7 protein-coding genes, 2 tRNA genes, 3 rRNA genes and 1 pseudogene are annotated in these 19,918 nt (G+C 41.9%); 11 read left to right on the top strand and 2 right to left on the bottom strand.

Features of this window, described 5'->3' with window-relative positions:
• Positions 1-7: 7 nt before the first annotated feature.
• From AQ505_RS21990 to AQ505_RS21940, 11 genes and pseudogenes are all read left to right on the top strand, one after another.
• Positions 8-1,039: a GntR family transcriptional regulator gene (locus AQ505_RS21990; protein ID WP_062551158.1), complete on the top strand. Its 1,032-nt coding sequence runs from the start codon at positions 8-10 to the stop codon at positions 1,037-1,039.
• Between the two features lie 136 nt (positions 1,040-1,175).
• Positions 1,176-2,267 carry an L-rhamnose/proton symporter RhaT gene (rhaT, locus tag AQ505_RS21985; protein WP_062550162.1) on the top strand — a complete coding sequence of 364 codons (1,092 nt, stop codon included), beginning with the start codon at positions 1,176-1,178 and terminating at the stop codon, positions 2,265-2,267.
• Between the two features lie 18 nt (positions 2,268-2,285).
• On the top strand, positions 2,286-4,406 hold the full coding sequence (locus tag AQ505_RS21980; RefSeq protein WP_062550161.1) for a bifunctional aldolase/short-chain dehydrogenase: 2,121 nt from the start codon (positions 2,286-2,288) through the stop codon (positions 4,404-4,406).
• Positions 4,407-4,437: 31 nt separating this feature from the next.
• Positions 4,438-5,711, top strand: a pseudogene (locus AQ505_RS21975) (TIM barrel protein).
• On the top strand, positions 5,711-7,096 hold the full coding sequence (locus tag AQ505_RS21970; RefSeq protein WP_062550160.1) for an FGGY-family carbohydrate kinase: 1,386 nt from the start codon (positions 5,711-5,713) through the stop codon (positions 7,094-7,096). Before AQ505_RS21975 ends, AQ505_RS21970 begins: the two are co-directional and overlap by 1 nt.
• Positions 7,097-7,947: 851 nt before the next feature.
• Positions 7,948-9,469, top strand: a 16S ribosomal RNA gene (locus AQ505_RS21965).
• A 176-nt stretch (positions 9,470-9,645) separates the two neighbouring features.
• Positions 9,646-9,719: transfer RNA gene (locus AQ505_RS21960), tRNA-Ile, on the top strand.
• Between the two features lie 14 nt (positions 9,720-9,733).
• A tRNA-Ala gene (locus AQ505_RS21955) sits at positions 9,734-9,807 on the top strand.
• Positions 9,808-10,025: 218 nt separating this feature from the next.
• A 23S ribosomal RNA gene (locus AQ505_RS21950) occupies positions 10,026-12,906 on the top strand.
• Positions 12,907-13,052: 146 nt separating this feature from the next.
• Positions 13,053-13,164, top strand: a 5S ribosomal RNA gene (gene rrf, locus AQ505_RS21945).
• Together the 16S, 23S and 5S rRNA genes with 2 tRNA genes alongside form the textbook arrangement of a ribosomal RNA operon.
• Positions 13,165-13,568: 404 nt before the next feature.
• The gene (locus AQ505_RS21940; RefSeq protein ID WP_062550159.1) at positions 13,569-14,549 is read left to right on the top strand and encodes an acyl-ACP desaturase; all 981 of its coding nucleotides are present in this window, start codon (positions 13,569-13,571) and stop codon (positions 14,547-14,549) included.
• A gap of 101 nt (positions 14,550-14,650) precedes the next feature.
• Here the strand turns inward: AQ505_RS21940 and AQ505_RS21935 are convergent, their stop codons facing one another.
• Both AQ505_RS21935 and pafA read right to left on the bottom strand, forming a co-directional pair.
• The gene (locus AQ505_RS21935; RefSeq protein WP_062550158.1) at positions 14,651-18,043 is read right to left on the bottom strand and encodes a methylmalonyl-CoA mutase family protein; all 3,393 of its coding nucleotides are present in this window, start codon (positions 18,041-18,043) and stop codon (positions 14,651-14,653) included.
• A gap of 151 nt (positions 18,044-18,194) precedes the next feature.
• Positions 18,195-19,862, bottom strand: coding sequence for an alkaline phosphatase PafA (gene pafA, locus AQ505_RS21930; protein ID WP_062550157.1), 1,668 nt, complete (start codon positions 19,860-19,862; stop codon positions 18,195-18,197).
• Positions 19,863-19,918 lie beyond the last annotated feature (56 nt).

Genomic DNA, 19,918 nt, shown 5'->3' with positions numbered 1-19,918 from the left:
ATATATGATGAAAACAGCCGATTACTTTAAGTTTATTCATATTGATGAATATTCAGTCACACCTAAATACCTGCAGCTCAGCGATTCTATTATCGAAGCCATGGAAGAGGGGCTACTTGTTAAGAATGACATACTTCCTTCTATCAATGAATTGAGCTGTGTATTGGAAATTTCCAGAGATACCGCAGAAAAAGGATATAAATATTTGAAAAATAAGGGGGTAATACTCTCGGTTCCTGGTAAGGGCTATTATATACACAATACCGAGTTCAAAAAGAAAATCAAGATATTTTTGTTGTTTAATAAGCTGTCCGTTCATAAAAAAATTATTTATGATTCATTTGTGGAGGCATTAGGAGACGATGCGCTGATTGATTTTTATATCTATAATAATGATTTTTCGATTTTCAAAAAGTTGATCCAAAACAAGCGGACGGAGTATTCACATTATGTGATTTTGCCCCATTTTGTAGAAGGTGGAGAAGATGCTCATCAGATCATTAATACCATCCCTACGGATAAACTAATTTTGCTGGACAAAAAAGTTAATGGGATCTGCGGATCCTATTCCGCCGTATACGAGGACTTTGAGAAGGATATTTTTGGTGCGCTGACGGAGGCAAAAGAAGCATTGACAAAATACGATACCATTAAATTGATTTTTCCTAAAAAGAGTTATTTTCCAAGTGAAATCATCAATGGTTTTAGAAGGTTTTGTCAGCAATACGCTTTCAGTCACTTTATTATTCATGATTTGAAGCAGGAACAAATAGAATCCGGGACAGTATACATCAACCTTATGGAAGATGATTTGGTGTTGTTGATGGAAATAATCAGTAATTCGGATTTAATCTTAGGGATAGATGTAGGCATAATTTCTTACAACGAGACTCCATTAAAAAAGTTTTTGTTGAATGGCATAACCACCATCTCCACTGATTTTAAAATGATGGGTACCATGGCTGCTGAAATTATTTTGAGCAATAGAAAGCAAAATCATCAGGCACCGTTCAGGCTTACGCTCAGGCCCTCCTTGTAAATTTTTGGCTGATCAAAGCACAGGGTTGTTTTACTTAAAAGCGAATTCCTTAAATGGAGCAGGACAGTAAATGACAGTTATGCAATTCTAAAGAATTAATATCGCTTATTATTATAACCAAATATAAAATTCACGTATGCAGGTCATTCTTGGTGTGTTTTTCCATCTTATTGGAGGCTTCGCTTCCGGTAGTTTTTATATTCCTTATACCAAAGTCAAAGGCTGGGCATGGGAAAGTTACTGGATTGTTGGCGGGCTATTTTCCTGGCTCCTTATTCCGCCTTTAGCGGCATGGTTGACCATACCCGATTTTACTCAAATCATCACACACACTTCAGAATCTATTTTATGGATTACTTACTTCTTCGGTCTTTTATGGGGGATAGGTGGCTTAACTTATGGGTTGGGCGTTAGATATTTGGGTGTTTCTCTTGGAAGCTCCATTATTTTAGGGTTGAGTTCTGTATTCGGCGCACTATTGCCTTCCATATACTACGACTTTTTTCCAAAAGCAGGAAAGGATAGTTTTTCAAGTATGATTCACAGTTCCTGGGGGCAAATGGTCATCCTTGGTTTGTTTATCTGTATCATAGGGATTATTATTTGTGGGAAAGCAGGCATGGACAAAGAGAAAGACCTGGCCAAATTAAAAGAAAGTCAAAAGAAAGAAACCCAGCAAAGTACAGAATTCAAGATTGGTCTGGGCTTGATTGTCGCAGTGATTTCTGGGATATTAAGTTCTTGTTTTGCTTTTGGAATTGATTCCGGCAAAGATATGGCCCATGAAGCTAACCAACTTTGGAAAACACTCCATCCCGGTGATGGCGAGTTTTTGTATCAAAACAACGTCACCTATATTATTATCCTTTGGGGAGGTTTAACGACCAATTTATTCTGGTGTATGGTGCTGAATTTCAGAAACAAGTCATTTAAAGATTATAGCAACACCAAAACGCCATTGTTGTCAAATTATATCTTTTGCGCCCTGGCCGGTACTACCTGGTTTTTACAGTTCTTTTTTTATGGTATGGCCGAAAGTAAGTTGGGGAATGGGGCGAGTTCCTGGATTTTGCATATGGCCTTTATTATTCTGGTAGCGAATGTTTGGGGATTGGTATTGAAAGAGTGGTCTGCAGTCAGCAAAAAAACACTAATGACGGTGTTAACAGGTATAGCATTTATAATTCTGTCCATCCTTATTGTAGGATATGGAAATTCAATTAAATAAAAATATAAATCAAATTTTATGTCTGACGAAAAAGACCGTTTCAAGTACGTCAATTATTTATGGGATAAAGACAAAGCCGATAAGCTCGAAGGTGATGAAGTTGGGTTGTTAATTTACCGATCTAACCTGTTGGGTGCAGATCTGCGTTTAACAAATTACGGTGGTGGGAATACCTCTTGTAAAGCGAATGCAATAGATCCCCTGACTAGGGAGCACGTTGAAGTCATGTGGATTAAAGGCTCTGGTGGTGATATTGGCACACTTAAACGAAATGGATTGGCCGCCTTATATGTCGACAAGCTCCATAGCCTTCAAAAAATCTATACAGGTATTGAGCAAGAAGATGCGATGGTGGAATTATTTAACCACTGCATTTACGATTTGGATTCTAAAGCGCCATCGATAGATACACCACTTCATGGTTTCTTACCATTCAAGCACATTGATCATTTGCATCCAGATGCGGCGATTGCAATTGCTGCTGCAAAAGATGGTAAACGTATTACAGAAGAGTTATTTGAGGGGGCAATCGGTTGGGTAGATTGGCAGAAGCCTGGTTTTGACCTGGGCTTACAATTACAACATTGTTTGGCAGAAAACCCTGGAATTCGCGGCATTATGCTGGGGTCTCACGGGTTATTCACTTGGGGAGATACGGCTTATGATTGTTATCTTAACACCCTGGAAGTGGTAGAAAAATGTGCGGCCTATCTTGAAGCAAGTTATGGGCAGAAAGGACCGGTGTTTGGCGGCCAACGTATTAATACTATAGTAGCTGATCAGAGGGTCAAACAAGCCGCGCTGCTAGCTCCATTTTTACGTGGATTTTGTTCCACCGAGCGGAGTATGATCGGACATTTTAGTGACGATGCCCGTGTACTTGAATTTATTAATTCTAATGATCTGGATCGCCTTGCACCATTAGGAACGAGTTGTCCTGATCATTTTTTGCGCACTAAGATCAGTCCGCTGGTATTGGAATTGAATCCTGATGAAGATTTAACGGATTCTGAACTCCTTAAAGCAAAGCTTGCCCCGGCGTTTAAAGCATATCGAGAAATGTATCAAGCCTATTATGAGGCATGTAAGCATGCTAACAGTCCGGCTATCCGAGATGCTAATCCTGTAATTATTTTATATCCTGGAATTGGTTTATTTTCCTTCGCAAAAGATAAGCAGACCGCACGCGTAGCCGCGGAATTTTATACCAATGCTATTAATGTAATGAAAGGTGCAGAAGCAGTTTCAACCTACACTTCGCTTCCTCGACAAGAGGCTTTCAATATTGAATACTGGTTATTGGAGGAGGCTAAATTGCAACGGATGCCTAAGTCTAAATCTCTTTCCGGGAAAATAGCATTGGTAACTGGAAGTGCAGGGGGGATTGGTAAGGCTATAGCCAAAAAGTTTTTAGAAGAAGGTGCAGTTGTATTGTTGAATGACAATGACGCTCAAAGGCTGGATCATGCAGGGAAAGAATTCAAAAAGCTATTTGGGGATGATACTTTTTCCTCTGTATTATTAGATGTAACAAATAAAGAAGCTATTGATGAAGCATTTAATCAAGCAGCTTTGTCATTTGGAGGGATAGATATTGTAGTCAATTGTGCGGGATTATCTATTTCAAAACCACTGGAGGCACACACCGTACAGGACTGGGATTTATTGTATGATGTGTTGGTTAAAGGCCAGTTTAGAATTACACAGGAGGCCGTTAATATGATGCGAAAACAAGGTGTCGGTGGCGATGTCATCAATATTGTTAGCAAAAATGCGTTGGTTTCCGGACCCAACAATGCAGGATACGGCTCTGCTAAAGCCGCTCAGCTCCACTTGAGTCGCTTAAATGCAGCAGAATTAGGGAGTGATCAGATTAGAGTAAATGTTGTTAACCCAGATGCAGTCATCTCAGATAGTAAAATATGGGAAGGCGATTGGGCAGCCGGAAGAGCTAAGGCCTATGGTATTAAAGTAGAAGAGCTGCCAGAATTTTATGCAAAAAGAACCTTGTTAAATCAGATTATCCTTCCCGAAGATATTGCCAATGCTTGTATGGTATATGTGGGTGGCTTGCTAAATAAGTCCACAGGAAATGTATTGAATGTTGATGGCGGAGTAGCAATGGCATTTGTACGCTAAACAAAATGGAGTTAGTAATAAAGAAGACAAAATGGAAATAGTAAAAGATAGAATAGCAGCACATAATGAACAACATATAAAGTCTCATCAGCATGAGTTTGAATATACGGCCTCGATGAATGATCGGACCGAGGAGGTAGTCACTAAATTGATGAAATTCCAAATTGCCATCCCAAGTTGGGCGTTAGGCACCGGAGGCACTCGTTTTGGGCGTTTCTCTGGGGGGGTGAGCCGAGGAGTTTAGAAGAAAAAATAACGGATGTTGGTTTAATTCATTGTTTAAATCAGTCTAGTGGCGCAATTTCATTGCATATCCCTTGGGATGTGCCTCAGGATTATCAATCGATTAAGGAATTAGCGCACCATCATGGATTAAAGTTTGATGCGATGAATTCCAATACTTTTCAAGATCTGCCGGGCCAAAGCTATAGTTATAAATTTGGCTCTCTGCAGCATGTAGACAAAGCCGTTAGACAACAGGCAATTGCCCATAATATAGAAGTTATTGAACATGGAAAGGCACTAGGATCGGATGTTTTATCGGTTTGGCTTGCTGACGGTTCTTGCTTTCCAGGTCAGCTAAATTTTAGAAAAGCTTTTCAAAATACATTGGAAAGTCTGCAGGAAATCTATGCAGCTTTACCTGAGCACTGGAAAGTTTTTGTAGAGTACAAGGCCTTTGAGCCTAATTTTTATTCTACGACAGTTGGAGATTGGGGGCAGTCATTGCTACTGGCAAATAAGTTAGGGTCTAAGGCCTTCAGCTTAGTAGATTTAGGTCACCATTTGCCTAATGCCAATATTGAACAGATTGTCTCCTTGTTATTGATGGAAGGGAAGCTTGGTGGCTTTCATTTTAATGACTCTAAATATGGTGATGATGACCTCACTGCTGGTAGCATAAAACCTTATCAGTTGTTCTTAATTTTCAATGAATTGATTGAAGGGATGGACGCAAAAGGAATAGACCATGCTACTGGTTTAGGTTGGATGATTGATGCTTCTCATAATGTCAAAGATCCCTTAGAAGATTTGCTACAATCGGTAGAGGCCATTATGTTGTCTTATACACAGGCTTTGCTCGTGGATCGTGTCGCGTTAGCCAATGCACAGGGGAACAATGATGTGGCTTTGTGTCAGGAAATTTTACAGAATGCATTCCGAACCGATGTTCGTTCGATTGTTCGAGAAGCTAGAATACGAGTAGGAGGGGCGGCCAATCCATTGGTCTTGTATAGGAAATTGCAGGTCAGAGAAAACTTGATTAAGGAGAGAGGATTAAAAACTATAGCTACAGGATTATAATGGAGGCCATTCCAGTTGTCGTTGTATTTGATGTGGGTAAAACCAACAAGAAAATTTTTTTGTTCGACGAAAATTATCAGATTGTATTTGAGCGTTCCGCCAGGTTTATAGAAACCTGTGATGAGGCTGGTGATGCTTGTGAAAATTTGGAAAGTTTGCGTCTTTCTATTTTTGATTCTTTGCGGGAGATAATGAGGCGCAAAGAGTTTATCATTAAAGCCGTTAATTTTTCTACTTACGGAGCAAGTCTCGTGTATATTGATGAGTATGGGAAACCATTGGCACCACTCTATAATTATCTGAAGCCTTATCCCGAAGCGTTAAAAGATGAATTTTATAATAAGTACGGAGGGGAGGAAAAGATTGCTTCTGAAACGGCTTCTCCAATATTAGGGAGTTTAAATTCCGGTATGCAGTTGTATCGTATTAAAAAGGAAAAACCGGAATTGTTTCGCCAGATTCATTATGCACTACATCTTCCACAATATTTGAGTTATCTGGTTTCTGGTATAGAATGTTCCGACTTAACCAGTATTGGTTGTCATACGCAATTATGGGATTTTACCCGTAAAAATTACCATGACTGGGTGCTGAAGGAAGGGCTGGATAAAAAATTGGCACCAATACATCAGGCGGATGAGGTTTTTCCTGCTGAATTTCCAGGAAATCTATATAAGGTAGGAATAGGATTGCATGATAGCTCTGCGGCCTTAATTCCTTATCTGATCAATTTCCATGAACCTTTTGTCTTGATTTCCACTGGAACTTGGTGCATTACTATGAATCCCTTTAATGTTGATCCGCTTAGTGCGGAAGAATTGGAGCAAGATTGTTTGTGTTACCTGCAGTTTAAAGGTAAGCCGGTAAAGGCATCCCGCATATTTTCTGGTTATGAGCATGAGCAACAAGTGAAGCGAATAGGCCTGTATTTTGGACAAGGGGTAAGCCGTTATCGGAATATGCGCTATAATGCTATAATTGCAGACCAATTGCTGGCCTCACTTAAAGAAGAAAAAGTGAAGATTCCAAAAGGTAAGGTCTGGGAATTTGGATCAAGAGATCTCTCTGTTTTTGCAACGGATGAAGAGGCCTACCACCAATTTATGCTGGATATAGTTATACAACAGCATACTTCTTCTAGTCTCGTTATGAATGGGGACAGTGTGAAACGCATTTTTGTGGACGGAGGATTTAGTAAAAATGCAATATATATGAACCTATTGGCTCGCCTATTTCCAAAAATTGAAGTTTTTGCAGCCTCAATGGCACAGGCAACAGCAATAGGGACGGCATTAGCTATACATGAACATTGGAATAGTAAACCTATGCCAAATGACATTATTGAATTAAAGTACTATGCCACTAATAATGATAAGGTATTATAATACCATAACCTTGTTAGGGTTGATCATCCTGATTTGCTTCTATTTCAATTAAAGCAGATCAGGATTTTTTATGTACTAGACTCAATAGAGAAATAGATGCTATGGTATTATATATAGTAGTATATATAATAGGATATAGATGGCCGTTGGGAATGTCAAATTACAATTGTTGCGCGCTCTAAATATTTAGCCAATGAAAAATGATTCATTTCGTTTGCTCAAGATGGTTTGAAGCTTTGTTTAATTGCTTAGATACCTTCTATAGGAGGCGAACTATATAGATTGATTGGCTCCTCAGATTTTAATTTTCGATTTTCTCGCTGTAGTTCATGTAGTTAGCTTTGTGATACAATTATAAAATTAATATTGTTTGCATGTTGTGTTAATTTTCCTACTTTTGCATCCCGCTTCGGAGGAAGGGTTTGTGCGAAAGATACAGAGAGAGAAGATTTGAAAGATTGCAGTAGGAGTTTGTTAAAGTCGGTTTTACCGGTTTAACCACCAGAAAGACAAAAAGATTTATTTTCAAATAAAGCTTGACAATAACAAAAAGATTTCTACCTTTGCAGTCCCAACAAAAACGGGGGTTACCAAACGGAGTTTGATAACAAAACAAAAAGACTGAAACAATCGAAATTCGATTGCAACATATAAAGAAGATCCGCGAGGTGATTCGAGAAGTTCATTAAAGAGATGTCATTTATAAACGTAGCGAGGTACAGATAGTACAGTTTCAAAGTACATGAAAACCAAAGCTATTATTTCGAGTCAGAAACTGACAGACAATACAAAAAAGAATAAAGACTATTATTAACAAGTTAAGAATGGTCAGCGTTCAAACACAACATTTTACAATGGAGAGTTTGATCCTGGCTCAGGATGAACGCTAGCGGCAGGCCTAATACATGCAAGTCGAACGATACCGAGAGGCTTGCTTCTCGGGAAAGTGGCGCACGGGTGCGTAACGCGTATGCAACCTACCTCAATCAGGGGGATAGCCCGAAGAAATTCGGATTAACACCGCATAAAATCACAGGATAGCATTATCCAATGATCAAATATTTATAGGATTGAGATGGGCATGCGTGTCATTAGTTAGTTGGCGAGGTAACGGCTCACCAAGACCACGATGACTAGGGGATCTGAGAGGATGACCCCCCACACTGGTACTGAGACACGGACCAGACTCCTACGGGAGGCAGCAGTAAGGAATATTGGTCAATGGAGGCAACTCTGAACCAGCCATGCCGCGTGCAGGAAGACAGCCCTCTGGGTCGTAAACTGCTTTTATTCGGGAATAAACCTACTTACGTGTAAGTAGCTGAATGTACCGAAGGAATAAGGATCGGCTAACTCCGTGCCAGCAGCCGCGGTAATACGGAGGATCCAAGCGTTATCCGGATTTATTGGGTTTAAAGGGTGCGTAGGCGGCTTATTAAGTCAGGGGTGAAAGACGGTGGCTCAACCATCGCAGTGCCCTTGATACTGATGAGCTTGAATACACTAGAGGTAGGCGGAATGTGACAAGTAGCGGTGAAATGCATAGATATGTCACAGAACACCGATTGCGAAGGCAGCTTACTATGGTGTTATTGACGCTGAGGCACGAAAGCGTGGGGATCAAACAGGATTAGATACCCTGGTAGTCCACGCCCTAAACGATGAATACTCGCTGTTAGCGATACACAGTTAGCGGCTAAGCGAAAGCGTTAAGTATTCCACCTGGGGAGTACGGTCGCAAGATTGAAACTCAAAGGAATTGACGGGGGCCCGCACAAGCGGAGGAGCATGTGGTTTAATTCGATGATACGCGAGGAACCTTACCCGGGCTTGAAAGTTAGTGAATCATTTAGAGATAGATGAGTGAGCAATCACACGAAACTAGGTGCTGCATGGCTGTCGTCAGCTCGTGCCGTGAGGTGTTGGGTTAAGTCCCGCAACGAGCGCAACCCCTATGTTTAGTTGCCAGCACGTTAAGGTGGGGACTCTAAACAGACTGCCTGTGCAAACAGAGAGGAAGGAGGGGACGACGTCAAGTCATCATGGCCCTTACGTCCGGGGCTACACACGTGCTACAATGGATGGTACAGAGGGCAGCAAGCTGGCAACAGCAAGCAAATCTCAAAAAGCCATTCACAGTTCGGATAGAGGTCTGCAACTCGACCTCTTGAAGTTGGATTCGCTAGTAATCGCGTATCAGCAATGACGCGGTGAATACGTTCCCGGGCCTTGTACACACCGCCCGTCAAGCCATGGAAGTTGGGGGTACCTAAAGTATGTAACCGCAAGGAGCGTCCTAGGGTAAAACCGATAACTGGGGCTAAGTCGTAACAAGGTAGCCGTACCGGAAGGTGCGGCTGGAATACCTCCTTTCTGGAGTAGTTCAGACTACTCGCTACGTAAATGATATAAATGACAATAAAATCTCAAAAGAAAAACCCATAGAATGAAGCATCATAAAGTGTTTCTGACTAAGCGAGGGAGTGGATGAGGCTACAGGGATTGTGAATGAGACACCTCAGAACAATTACCAAAGCTGAATTTAACCTAGTCCCGTAGCTCAGTTGGTTAGAGCACTACACTGATAATGTAGGGGTCAGCAGTTCAAATCTGCTCGGGACTACATATATACTCTAAGGGGGATTAGCTCAGCTGGCTAGAGCGCCTGCCTTGCACGCAGGAGGTCAACGGTTCGACTCCGTTATTCTCCACATTACCCGGTCTAAATACGAGAGGCCATAAATATAGTTGCCAGCAGGCAATTAGGGGAACTAAAGTTCTTTGACATATTGGAAGAAGTTAATAAAGAAGAGCAAACAACAATAGAGACGTTGTTAGCTTTTAGGGATAGAGTAAGTAATTACGACAAACCGATAAGATAACGACAATCAAAAAAAGCATTTCCATAGGCGCAAAAGGCTATGGAGAGAAGAAAGTAAATAAGAGCACACAGGGGATGCCTTGGCTCTCAGAGGCGATGAAGGACGTGATAAGCTGCGATAAGCTTCGGGTATTAGCAAATATGAATTAATCCGGAGATTTCCGAATGGGGAAACCTGGCTAGTTGAAGACTAGTCGTACAATGTACGCAAACCTGCCGAACTGAAACATCTAAGTAAGCAGAGGAAGAGAAAATAATAATGATTTCCTAAGTAGTGGCGAGCGAACGGGAAAGAGCCCAAACCAGTTATGTTACGGCATAGCTGGGGTTGTAGGACTACGATATGGCATTAATGAAATGAAGTGGAACAGGATGGGAAGCCTGGCAATATAGAGTGAGAGCCTCGTACACGTAAGTAACATTAGTCTAGTAGTATCCTGAGTACCGCGAGGTCGGAGACGCCTTGTGGGAATCTGCCGGCACCATCCGGTAAGGCTAAATACTCCTGAGAGACCGATAGTGAACCAGTACCGTGAGGGAAAGGTGAAAAGAACCCCGAACAGGGGAGTGAAATAGAACCTGAAACTGTGTGCTTACAAGCGGTCGGAGCGTCCAGGTGGCGTGACGGCGTGCCTTTTGCATAATGAGCCTACGAGTTACTCTTCTCTGGCAAGGTTAAGTGTTTAAGACACGCAGCCGCAGCGAAAGCGAGTCTGAATAGGGCGTATAGTCAGGGGAGGTAGACGCGAAACCTTGTGATCTACCCATGGACAGGTTGAAGGTGCGGTAACACGTACTGGAGGACCGAACCGATAAACGTTGAAAAGTTTCCGGATGATCTGTGGGTAGGGGTGAAAGGCTAATCAAACTGGGAAATAGCTCGTACTCCCCGAAATGTTTTTAGGAACAGCGTGGTGGTTAAGTTATATAGAGGTAGAGCTACTGATTGGGTGCGGGGGAGTCAAATCCTACCAAATCCAGACAAACTCCGAATGCTATATAATATACACTGCAGTGAGGCCCGGGGTGCTAAGGTCACGGGCCGAGAGGGAAAGAACCCAGACCATCAGCTAAGGTCCCCAAGTTATAGTTAAGTTGAACTAACGAGGTCCGATTGCATAGACAGCTAGGATGTTGGCTTGGAAGCAGCCATTCATTTAAAGAGTGCGTAACAGCTCACTAGTCGAGCGATCGGGCATGGATAATAAACGGGCATTAAACTATACACCGAAGCTATGGGTAATATTAAATATTACGGTAGGGGAGCATTCCAGCGGCAGCGAAGTTATGACGTAAGTTGTGGTGGAGCTTCTGGAAAAGCAAATGTAGGCATAAGTAACGATAAGGCGGGAGAGAAACCCGCCCACCGAAAGGATAAGGTTTCCTGATCAACGCTAATCGGATCAGGGTTAGTCGGGGCCTAAGGAGAACCCGAAGGGGAAATTCGATGGACAACTGGTTAATATTCCAGTACTTTTTATAACTGCGATGTGGGGACGGAGTAGTGACACTGCCGCGATCTGACGGAATAGATCGTTAAAGGGCGTAGGTATTAGGACTGTAGGCAAATCCGCAGACCTAGCTGAAACCCGATAGTACTGCAAACCTTCGGGGGCGTAGATAGCGCAGGTAATCAGACTTCCAAGAAAAACCGCTAAGCTTCAGGTTATAAAAACCCGTACCGCAAACCGACACAGGTATCCGGGAAGAGAATTCTAAGGTGCTCGAGTGAATCATGGCTAAGGAACTCGGCAAAATGGCCCTGTAACTTCGGGAGAAGGGGCGCTGGTAGCAATATCAGCCGCAGTGAAAAGGCCCAGGCGACTGTTTAACAAAAACACATGGCTTTGCAAAATCGAAAGATGAAGTATAAGGCCTGACACCTGCCCGGTGCTGGAAGGTTAAGAGGGGATGTCATCTGTTAAAGGAGAAGCATTGAATCGAAGCCCCAGTAAACGGCGGCCGTAACTATAACGGTCCTAAGGTAGCGAAATTCCTTGTCGGGTAAGTTCCGACCTGCACGAATGGTGTAACGATCTGGGCGCTGTCTCAGCCATGAGCTCGGTGAAATTGTGGTCCCGGTGAAGACGCCGGGTACCCGCAACGGGACGGAAAGACCCCATGCACCTTCACTACAATTTAACATTGACATTGGATACAAGATGTGTAGGATAGGTGGGAGACTGTGAAGCGGCATCGCTAGGTGTTGTGGAGTCAACGTTGAAATACCACCCTTTTTGTATTCGGTGTCTAACCCCTTTCGGGGGGGACATTGTTTGATGGGTAGTTTGACTGGGGTGGTCGCCTCCAAAAAGGTAACGGAGGCTTTCAAAGGTAAGCTCAATACGCTTGGTAACCGTATGAGGAGTGCAATAGCATAAGCTTGCTTGACTGTGAGGCAGACAAGCCGAGCAGGGTCGAAAGACGGATATAGTGATCCGGTGGTTCTGCATGGAAGGGCCATCGCTCAAAGGATAAAAGGTACGCTGGGGATAACAGGCTGATCTCCCCCAAGAGCTCATATCGACGGGGAGGTTTGGCACCTCGATGTCGGCTCGTCACATCCTGGGGCTGGAGAAGGTCCCAAGGGTTCGGCTGTTCGCCGATTAAAGTGGCACGCGAGCTGGGTTCAGAACGTCGCGAGACAGTTCGGTCCCTATCTGTTGTGGGCGTAGGAATTTTGAGTGGGGCTGACCTTAGTACGAGAGGACCGGGTTGGACTAACCTCTAGTGAATCTGTTGTTCCGCCAGGGGCATTGCAGAGTAGCTACGTTGGGAATAGATAAGCGCTGAAAGCATCTAAGTGCGAAACTAGCCACGAGATGAGAATTCCATATAGGACCGTAGCAGACTACTACGTTGATAGGTTACAGATGTAAAGGTGGTGACATCAAAGTCGAGTAATACTAATCATCCGAAGCTTTCAAGAGCAATAAACTGTTGTTTGTTCTTCATAATAACTTCTTTCAATAATATGTCACTGTTTGTGGGCCATAGAATATGGTTCGTGTATATGGGAATACCGATAGCTTTTGCTAAGGGTACCTGATACGGAAAAGCAAACAATAAAAATATTTAGGTGCCTATATCGGCGGTGTCTACCTCTTCCCATTCCGAACAGAGAAGTCAAGCCCGCCAGAGCCGATGGTACTGCGGTAACACGTGGGAGAGTAGGTCGGTGCCAAATCTTAAAGGAAGCCTGTAGGAAACTACAGGCTTTTCTTGTATACCGCCTTTTTTTCTGTTGATGAAGGTTCCATAGCTGTACAGCTGTAATTTCATAACTAAGCCAATCTCTGAAAGGATAGGTGATCCCGATCGCTTACCATTTGAGGTTTTTATAACTCTTCGATTTCTATAAACTTATTCTTGCTAAAAGCCTTCTTGTATGAGACAGTAAAGGTTTAAATGTATTTGAGAATGCCTTAATTGAAAACTTAATCTTTTGTAGGATGTTGTAAGGTAGAGGTGCCAAATTTAATGTCGGGAATGCTGGTTTTTAAGGCGCTTAATTGCGAATAAAATATTGGTGTAACGACAAAATATGCAATTTTTGGTTATCTTTGAAACTAATTTAAAACATAAAAAACAATGAGTTTTTTCGCAGAAAAAAGACGAGAAGTGATGTTACATATCGAAAGCTATATGCTAGAGATGATGGACACCTACTTGAAACCGATTGACACTAATTGGCAGCCTTCTGATTTCTTGCCGGATTCAACCAGCGATACGTTTTTTCAGGATATAAAGCAATTACGTGAGAATGCAGACGGGTTATCTTATGACCTTGTTGCTGTCTTAATCGGTGATACCATTACAGAAGAGGCATTGCCTACTTATGAATCATGGTTAACGATGGTAGACGGAATCACTAAAGATGAACAAGGTGGCTGGATGAAATGGGTGCGTCATTGGACTGCAGAGGAGAATAGACACGGAGACTTACTAAATAGATATCTTTACCTTTCCGGTCGCGTAGATATGCGACAAATGGAAATTTCTACTCAATATCTGATTGCTGACGGTTTTGATATAGGTACCGGACATGATCCATACAGAAACTTTGTATATACTAGTTTCCAGGAGTTAGCTACTAATATTTCGCATAGAAGAGTAGCTTCGATGGCTAAGAAGGATGGTGATGTTTTACTTTCCAGAATGTGTGGTGTAATTGCTTCTGATGAAGCTCGTCATGCTAAAGCCTATAAAGACTTCATGGCTAAAATATTTGAAGTAGATCCAAACGAAGCCATGGTTGCTTTTGAGGATATGATGCGTAAGAAGATTGTAATGCCTGCTCACTTCCTTCGTGAAATGGGACTTAAAATCGGACAAACGTTTGGTCATTTTACAGATGCTGCACAGCGTTTAGGCGTATATACTGCGGTAGATTATGTAGAGATCATGCAGCAGTTGATTGAAGAGTGGAAATTAGAGAGCATGCGCGATCTAAATGAAACGGGAGAAAAAGCCCGTGATTATATCATGGCTTTACCAGATCGATTGTTACGCGTAGCAGATAGAATGAAAAACCCTACAATGGATTATAAATTTAGCTGGATACATTCATAAGCTACACCAATAGAATAAAACAAGAAAGCCTGAATAATTTTATTCAGGCTTTCTTGTTTTATCTCAAATTAATAGGGTCTTGGTAATTCACAAGATGATATTTACATATTTCTTCTGTATTGTCCACCAACTTCATAAAGGGCATTCGAAATTTGTCCCAATGAGCAGACCTTACATACTTCCATCAGCTCTTCAAAGATGTTTTCGCCGGCTATAGCCGACTTTTGTAGTTTTTTGAGGATAGTGGCTGTATGTGCTGCGTTTCTGTCCTGGAAGGTTTTTAAAGCAGTAATTTGATATTGTTTCTCTTCTTCTGTAGCTCTAATGATTTCTCCAGGAACAACAGTAGGGGAACCATTCTTATTTAGGAAAGTATTTACACCTACGATTGGGTATTCCCCGTTGTGTTTTAAGGTTTCATAATAAAGACTTTCTTCCTGGATTTTTCCGCGTTGGTACATGGTTTCCATCGCACCCAATACGCCACCTCTGTCATTGATGCGCTTGAATTCCTGTAGGACTGCTTCTTCTACCAAATCCGTCAGGTCTTCAATGATAAATGCACCTTGTAAAGGATTTTCATTTTTTGCTAAACCCAATTCCCGATTAATAATCAGCTGTATGGCCATCGCCCTGCGTACGGATTCTTCTGTGGGCGTAGTAATGGCTTCATCATACGCATTGGTATGGAGGGAATTGCAATTGTCGTAGATCGCGTACAATGCCTGTAATGTTGTCCTGATATCATTGAAATCAATTTCTTGTGCATGTAAAGACCTGCCAGAAGTCTGAATATGATATTTTAACTTTTGGGATCGGTCATTGCCTTTGTATTTATTTTTAATGGCCTTTGCCCAGATTCGTCTGGCTACTCTTCCAATTACAGAATACTCCGGATCAATCCCATTAGAGAAGAAAAATGATAGGTTAGGAGCAAAATCATCGATATTCATTCCTCTGCTCAAATAGTATTCTACAAAGGTGAAACCATTACTTAAGGTAAAGGCAAGTTGAGATATTGGATTTGCTCCAGCCTCTGCGATATGATAGCCAGAGATGGATACAGAATAAAAATTACGTACTTTTTCAGTAATGAAATAACTTTGAATATCTCCCATCATCCTCAGTGCAAACTCTGTAGAGAAAATGCAGGTATTTTGAGCCTGATCTTCTTTAAGAATATCTGCCTGAACTGTGCCCCTCACTGTGCTGATGGCATAAGCTCTGATTTTTGCATACACATCAGCTGGTAATACTTCATCTCCGGTTACACCAAGCAACATCAAACCTAAACCATTATTTCCTTCGGGCAGTGCTCCGCTGTAACTCGGTCTTTGAATGCCTTTTGATTTATACAAGACATTTATTTTCTTTTCTACCTCAACTTGAAGTCCTTGTTCGATAATGTATTTTTCACATTGCTGGTCAATGGCTGCGTTCATAAAGAAACCTAACAACATAGGAGCAGGACCATTAATTGTCATGGATACAGAAGTAGATGTGGCACAAAGGTCAAAGCCGGAGTATAGTTTCTTGGCATCGTCTAAGGTGGCAATACTTACTCCAGAGTTGCCGATTTTGCCATAGATGTCAGGTCTGATGTGTGGATCTTCACCGTATAAAGTAACGGAGTCAAATGCGGTAGACAGCCGATGCGCAGGTTGACCTAAAGATACATAATGGAACCTTTTATTGGTTCGTTCCGGTCCGCCTTCACCAGCAAACATACGGGTCGGATCTTCTCCATCACGTTTTAGAGGGAAAACACCAGCAGCGTACGGAAACTCGCCAGGTACATTTTCTGTCAGTAACCAGCGGAGTACATCTCCCCAATCTTCATAGCGGGGAAGAGAGACTTTGGGGATTTTTAATTTGGATAAAGACTCATAAAATAAAGGTTGTTTAATTTCCTTATCTCTGACTTTATAAACAAAGAACTCTTGTTTGTATTTGATTTTTGTATCTGGCCATTGGCGAAGTAATCTTTTGCATTCGCCGTCCAATTGCTCTTCCAGGTGTTCATATACATCTTGTAAGCTGTCATTTATGCCGGCTATGCCTGGAAAGTCTTTGTTTAATTTTTCCTCTTTAGAAAGCTGAATTACACCTTGAAGCTGATATAACTTTCTGGCAATGGCACTTTGTTTTTCCACCCATTCATTATAAGTCTGACTGGCTTCTGCGATTTCTGCAAGGTACCTGATCCGGTCTGGGGGAATGATATAAATTTTTTCTGATTGTTCGGAGCTCAGTTCCAGATGGGCATTAAAATTAACCTTTGTTTTCTCTTTAATCTTGTCCATAAGAGCCGAGAAGAGATTATTCATTCCAGGATCGTTGAACTGAGACGCCATGGTACCGAACACCGGAATATTTTCATCCTTCGCATCGAAGAGGTTATGGTTACGTTTGTATTGTTTACGAACATCGCGTAAAGCATCCAGTGCACCACGTTTATCAAATTTATTGATCGCTACAAGATCGGCAAAATCAAGCATGTCAATTTTTTCCAATTGGGTAGCAGCACCGAACTCTGGTGTCATTACATAAAGAGAAACATCACAATGTTCTGTGATTTCTGTGTCGGACTGGCCGATTCCTGAAGTTTCCACAATGATCAGGTCATAACCAGCAGCTTTACAGATATCGATACTCTCTTGTACATTTCTGGATAATGCTAAATTCGCTTGTCTGGTAGCCAGTGAACGCATATAAATCCTTGGATTATTGATGGCATTCATGCGAATCCTATCTCCAAGTAGGGCGCCTCCTGTTTTACGTTTGGAAGGGTCTACAGAGATAATGGCCATGGTTTTGTCTTTCACTTCCATTAAGAAGCGTCTCACCAATTCATCTACGAGAGAAGATTTTCCCGAGCCACCAGTTCCTGTAATCCCAAGTACTGGGGCTTGATTTTTTAGGGTTAGTTTTTTTAGTTCGTCTACAAAGGCTTGCGCTCCTTCAGGATCGTTCTCTGCAACGGTAATTGCCGAGGCGATGCTTTTTACATCTTTTTGAGGGATGGATTTAAGCTCTCCATTCAGGCTGGTCACGGTAATATAATCTGTTTGTTCGAGCATGTTATTGATCATGCCCTGCAAACCCATTTTTCGGCCATCATCAGGAGAATAAATCCTTGTGATTCCATAAGCTTGTAACTCGGCAATTTCTGATGGAAGGATCACACCGCCACCGCCGGCAAATATTTTGATATGAGAAGAACCGCGTTCCTGCAGCAGGTCGTACATGTATTTAAAATATTCAATATGACCACCCTGATAGGAGGTCATAGCGATTCCTTGAACGTCTTCCTGAATAGCACAGTTCACTACTTCTTCTACGGATCTATTATGACCAAGATGTATCACTTCCGCTCCAGAAGATTGAAGGATTCGGCGCATGATGTTGATCGTTGCGTCATGCCCGTCGAATAAAGCAGCTGCAGTTACAAAACGTATTTTATTTTTAGGTTTATAGATCTCGATTTGCTCCATAGATAGGTTTTATAGTTGGTCAACAAATGTAACAAAAACTGGGCTTAGGTGGTGAGCATAGCTAAATCAATACAAAAGTAGTGGGCATAAAAAAAGGCGGCCGGGAATAATCTTCCCGGCCGCCTTTTTAAGTATATGAAAACGGTGTATCTTATTGATGCGTTAGTTCTGTGATGGGTTCACCAACACAGCCGCTAGGCATTTGTATGTGGAGCATGGCTGCTAAGGTAGCTGCAATGTCTGTCATATAATGTGTTTTATTGGTTTTTCCAGGTTTTACATTCCAGCCCATAAATACGCATGGAATATGGGAATCATAAGGATTCCATGAACCATGGGTCGTACCTGTTTTGCTGCTGCTGTCGAAGTAGTTTGATTTCAGCAGAAAATAGATGTCGCCGCTTCTTCTGGCATTGTAGCCGTTTGCTATCCTTGTTTTGATCGGCTCAGGTAGACTGCTTGCACCAACTTTGTTCAAATCAACGGCATCCATAAAACCAGTTTGAGTTTTTAAGAACTCGATGCTGAAAGCTTTGATCGCATCAAAATCAGCTTTTGCATTATTGATCAGTTTATGGTCAAAATAGATCTGGTTGTTCATCGATTTAATAATGGCTTTTTTAACCCCAAATTTCTCTTCTAAACGTCCATTTAATTCTTTCATAACTGGGCCATCGTCTACTGTTCCACCTGGCAATTTGTTTTCAGCCATGAAACCTGGTACGTGTGCTGCTCCATGATCTGCTGATAAGAAAAATAAGTAATTTCCTTTACCTACTGTTTTATCCAGATAATCGAAAAAGTCTGCAAGATCTTTGTCTAATCTTAGGTAAGTATCTTCTGCTTCGATAGAGTTTGGACCATATTGGTGACCCACATAATCCGTAGAAGAGCAGCTTACGGCAAGGAAATCGGTGATGTTATCTTTTCCAAGGTCTTCCGAAGCGATTGCTAGTTTAGCCAGGTCTAAGGTCATGGTATTTCCATAAGGCGTGCTTTTGATCATCTCATAATTCTTGCCCATGTATAATTTTAATGGATGAGGGAAAGTTGGACTTTGTTCGCCTCTGGCTTTTCCTTCATAGCTTTTATCGTCTGCTGTACTTTGAGTATAGGTTTCGATTGGATATAAGGTTGGCCAGTTCTTTTCATAAAACTTATTAGCCAATTTCATTTTATTGTAATCCTGCATCCATGATGGAAGGTTAGCCATGTAGTAGGTACTGGTAATCCAGTCGCCGGTTTGGCCATCGAACCAATAGGCTGCATTCGCTGAATGTCCGGCAGGAAGGATAGAACCACGATCTTTCAGTGAAATACCGATCACTTTTCCCTGGAAGTTAGTAGCCAGGCGAAGCTCGTCAGTAATGGTAGTAGTCAGCATGTTGTTGGGAGACATTACACCTGCCATTGTGGTACTGCCAACACTGGTTACACTGGTATCTTCTGCGCAATATACATTACGACCTAATTGTGGATCGTACCAGTCGTTACCAATAATTCCATTGATGGCTGGAACAGAACCGGTATAGATACTTGCATGACCGCAGGCCGTGTAAGTAGGCGTGTATGGGATAAAAGTATTCTCTGCTGAGAAACCTTCATTGATCAGTCTTTTAAAACCTCCGGCAGAGTATCTGCTGTAGTAACGGTAAAGATAATCCCATCTCATTTGATCGATCACCAAACCAACCACCAGTTTCGGTCTGTCGACTGACGCCGGGAAATCTTTTTTAGAAACAGTAACTGTTTTCTTTTGGGCCATGGATACACTGCAGGTAATCAGCAGTGCAGAAAATAACAGGTAAACTCTTTTCATTGTGTATTATTTTAAAAGCAAAGATTCGTTTATTATGGAATAAACGAATCATATTT

This window comes from Pedobacter sp. PACM 27299 (genome assembly GCF_001412655.1).
GTDB lineage: Bacteria > Bacteroidota > Bacteroidia > Sphingobacteriales > Sphingobacteriaceae > Pedobacter.
This window is presented reverse-complemented; position numbering and strand designations above follow the sequence as displayed.

Coding starts and splice junctions, on each gene's coding strand:
- AQ505_RS21980 (WP_062550161.1), top strand. CDS start 2,286: ATGTCTGACGAAAAAGACCGTTTCAAGTACGTCAATTATTTATGGGAT.
- AQ505_RS21940 (WP_062550159.1), top strand. CDS start 13,569: ATGAGTTTTTTCGCAGAAAAAAGACGAGAAGTGATGTTACATATCGAA.
- rhaT (WP_062550162.1), top strand. CDS start 1,176: ATGCAGGTCATTCTTGGTGTGTTTTTCCATCTTATTGGAGGCTTCGCT.
- pafA (WP_062550157.1), bottom strand. CDS start 19,862: ATGAAAAGAGTTTACCTGTTATTTTCTGCACTGCTGATTACCTGCAGT.
- AQ505_RS21935 (WP_062550158.1), bottom strand. CDS start 18,043: ATGGAGCAAATCGAGATCTATAAACCTAAAAATAAAATACGTTTTGTA.
- AQ505_RS21990 (WP_062551158.1), top strand. CDS start 8: ATGAAAACAGCCGATTACTTTAAGTTTATTCATATTGATGAATATTCA.
- AQ505_RS21970 (WP_062550160.1), top strand. CDS start 5,711: ATGGAGGCCATTCCAGTTGTCGTTGTATTTGATGTGGGTAAAACCAAC.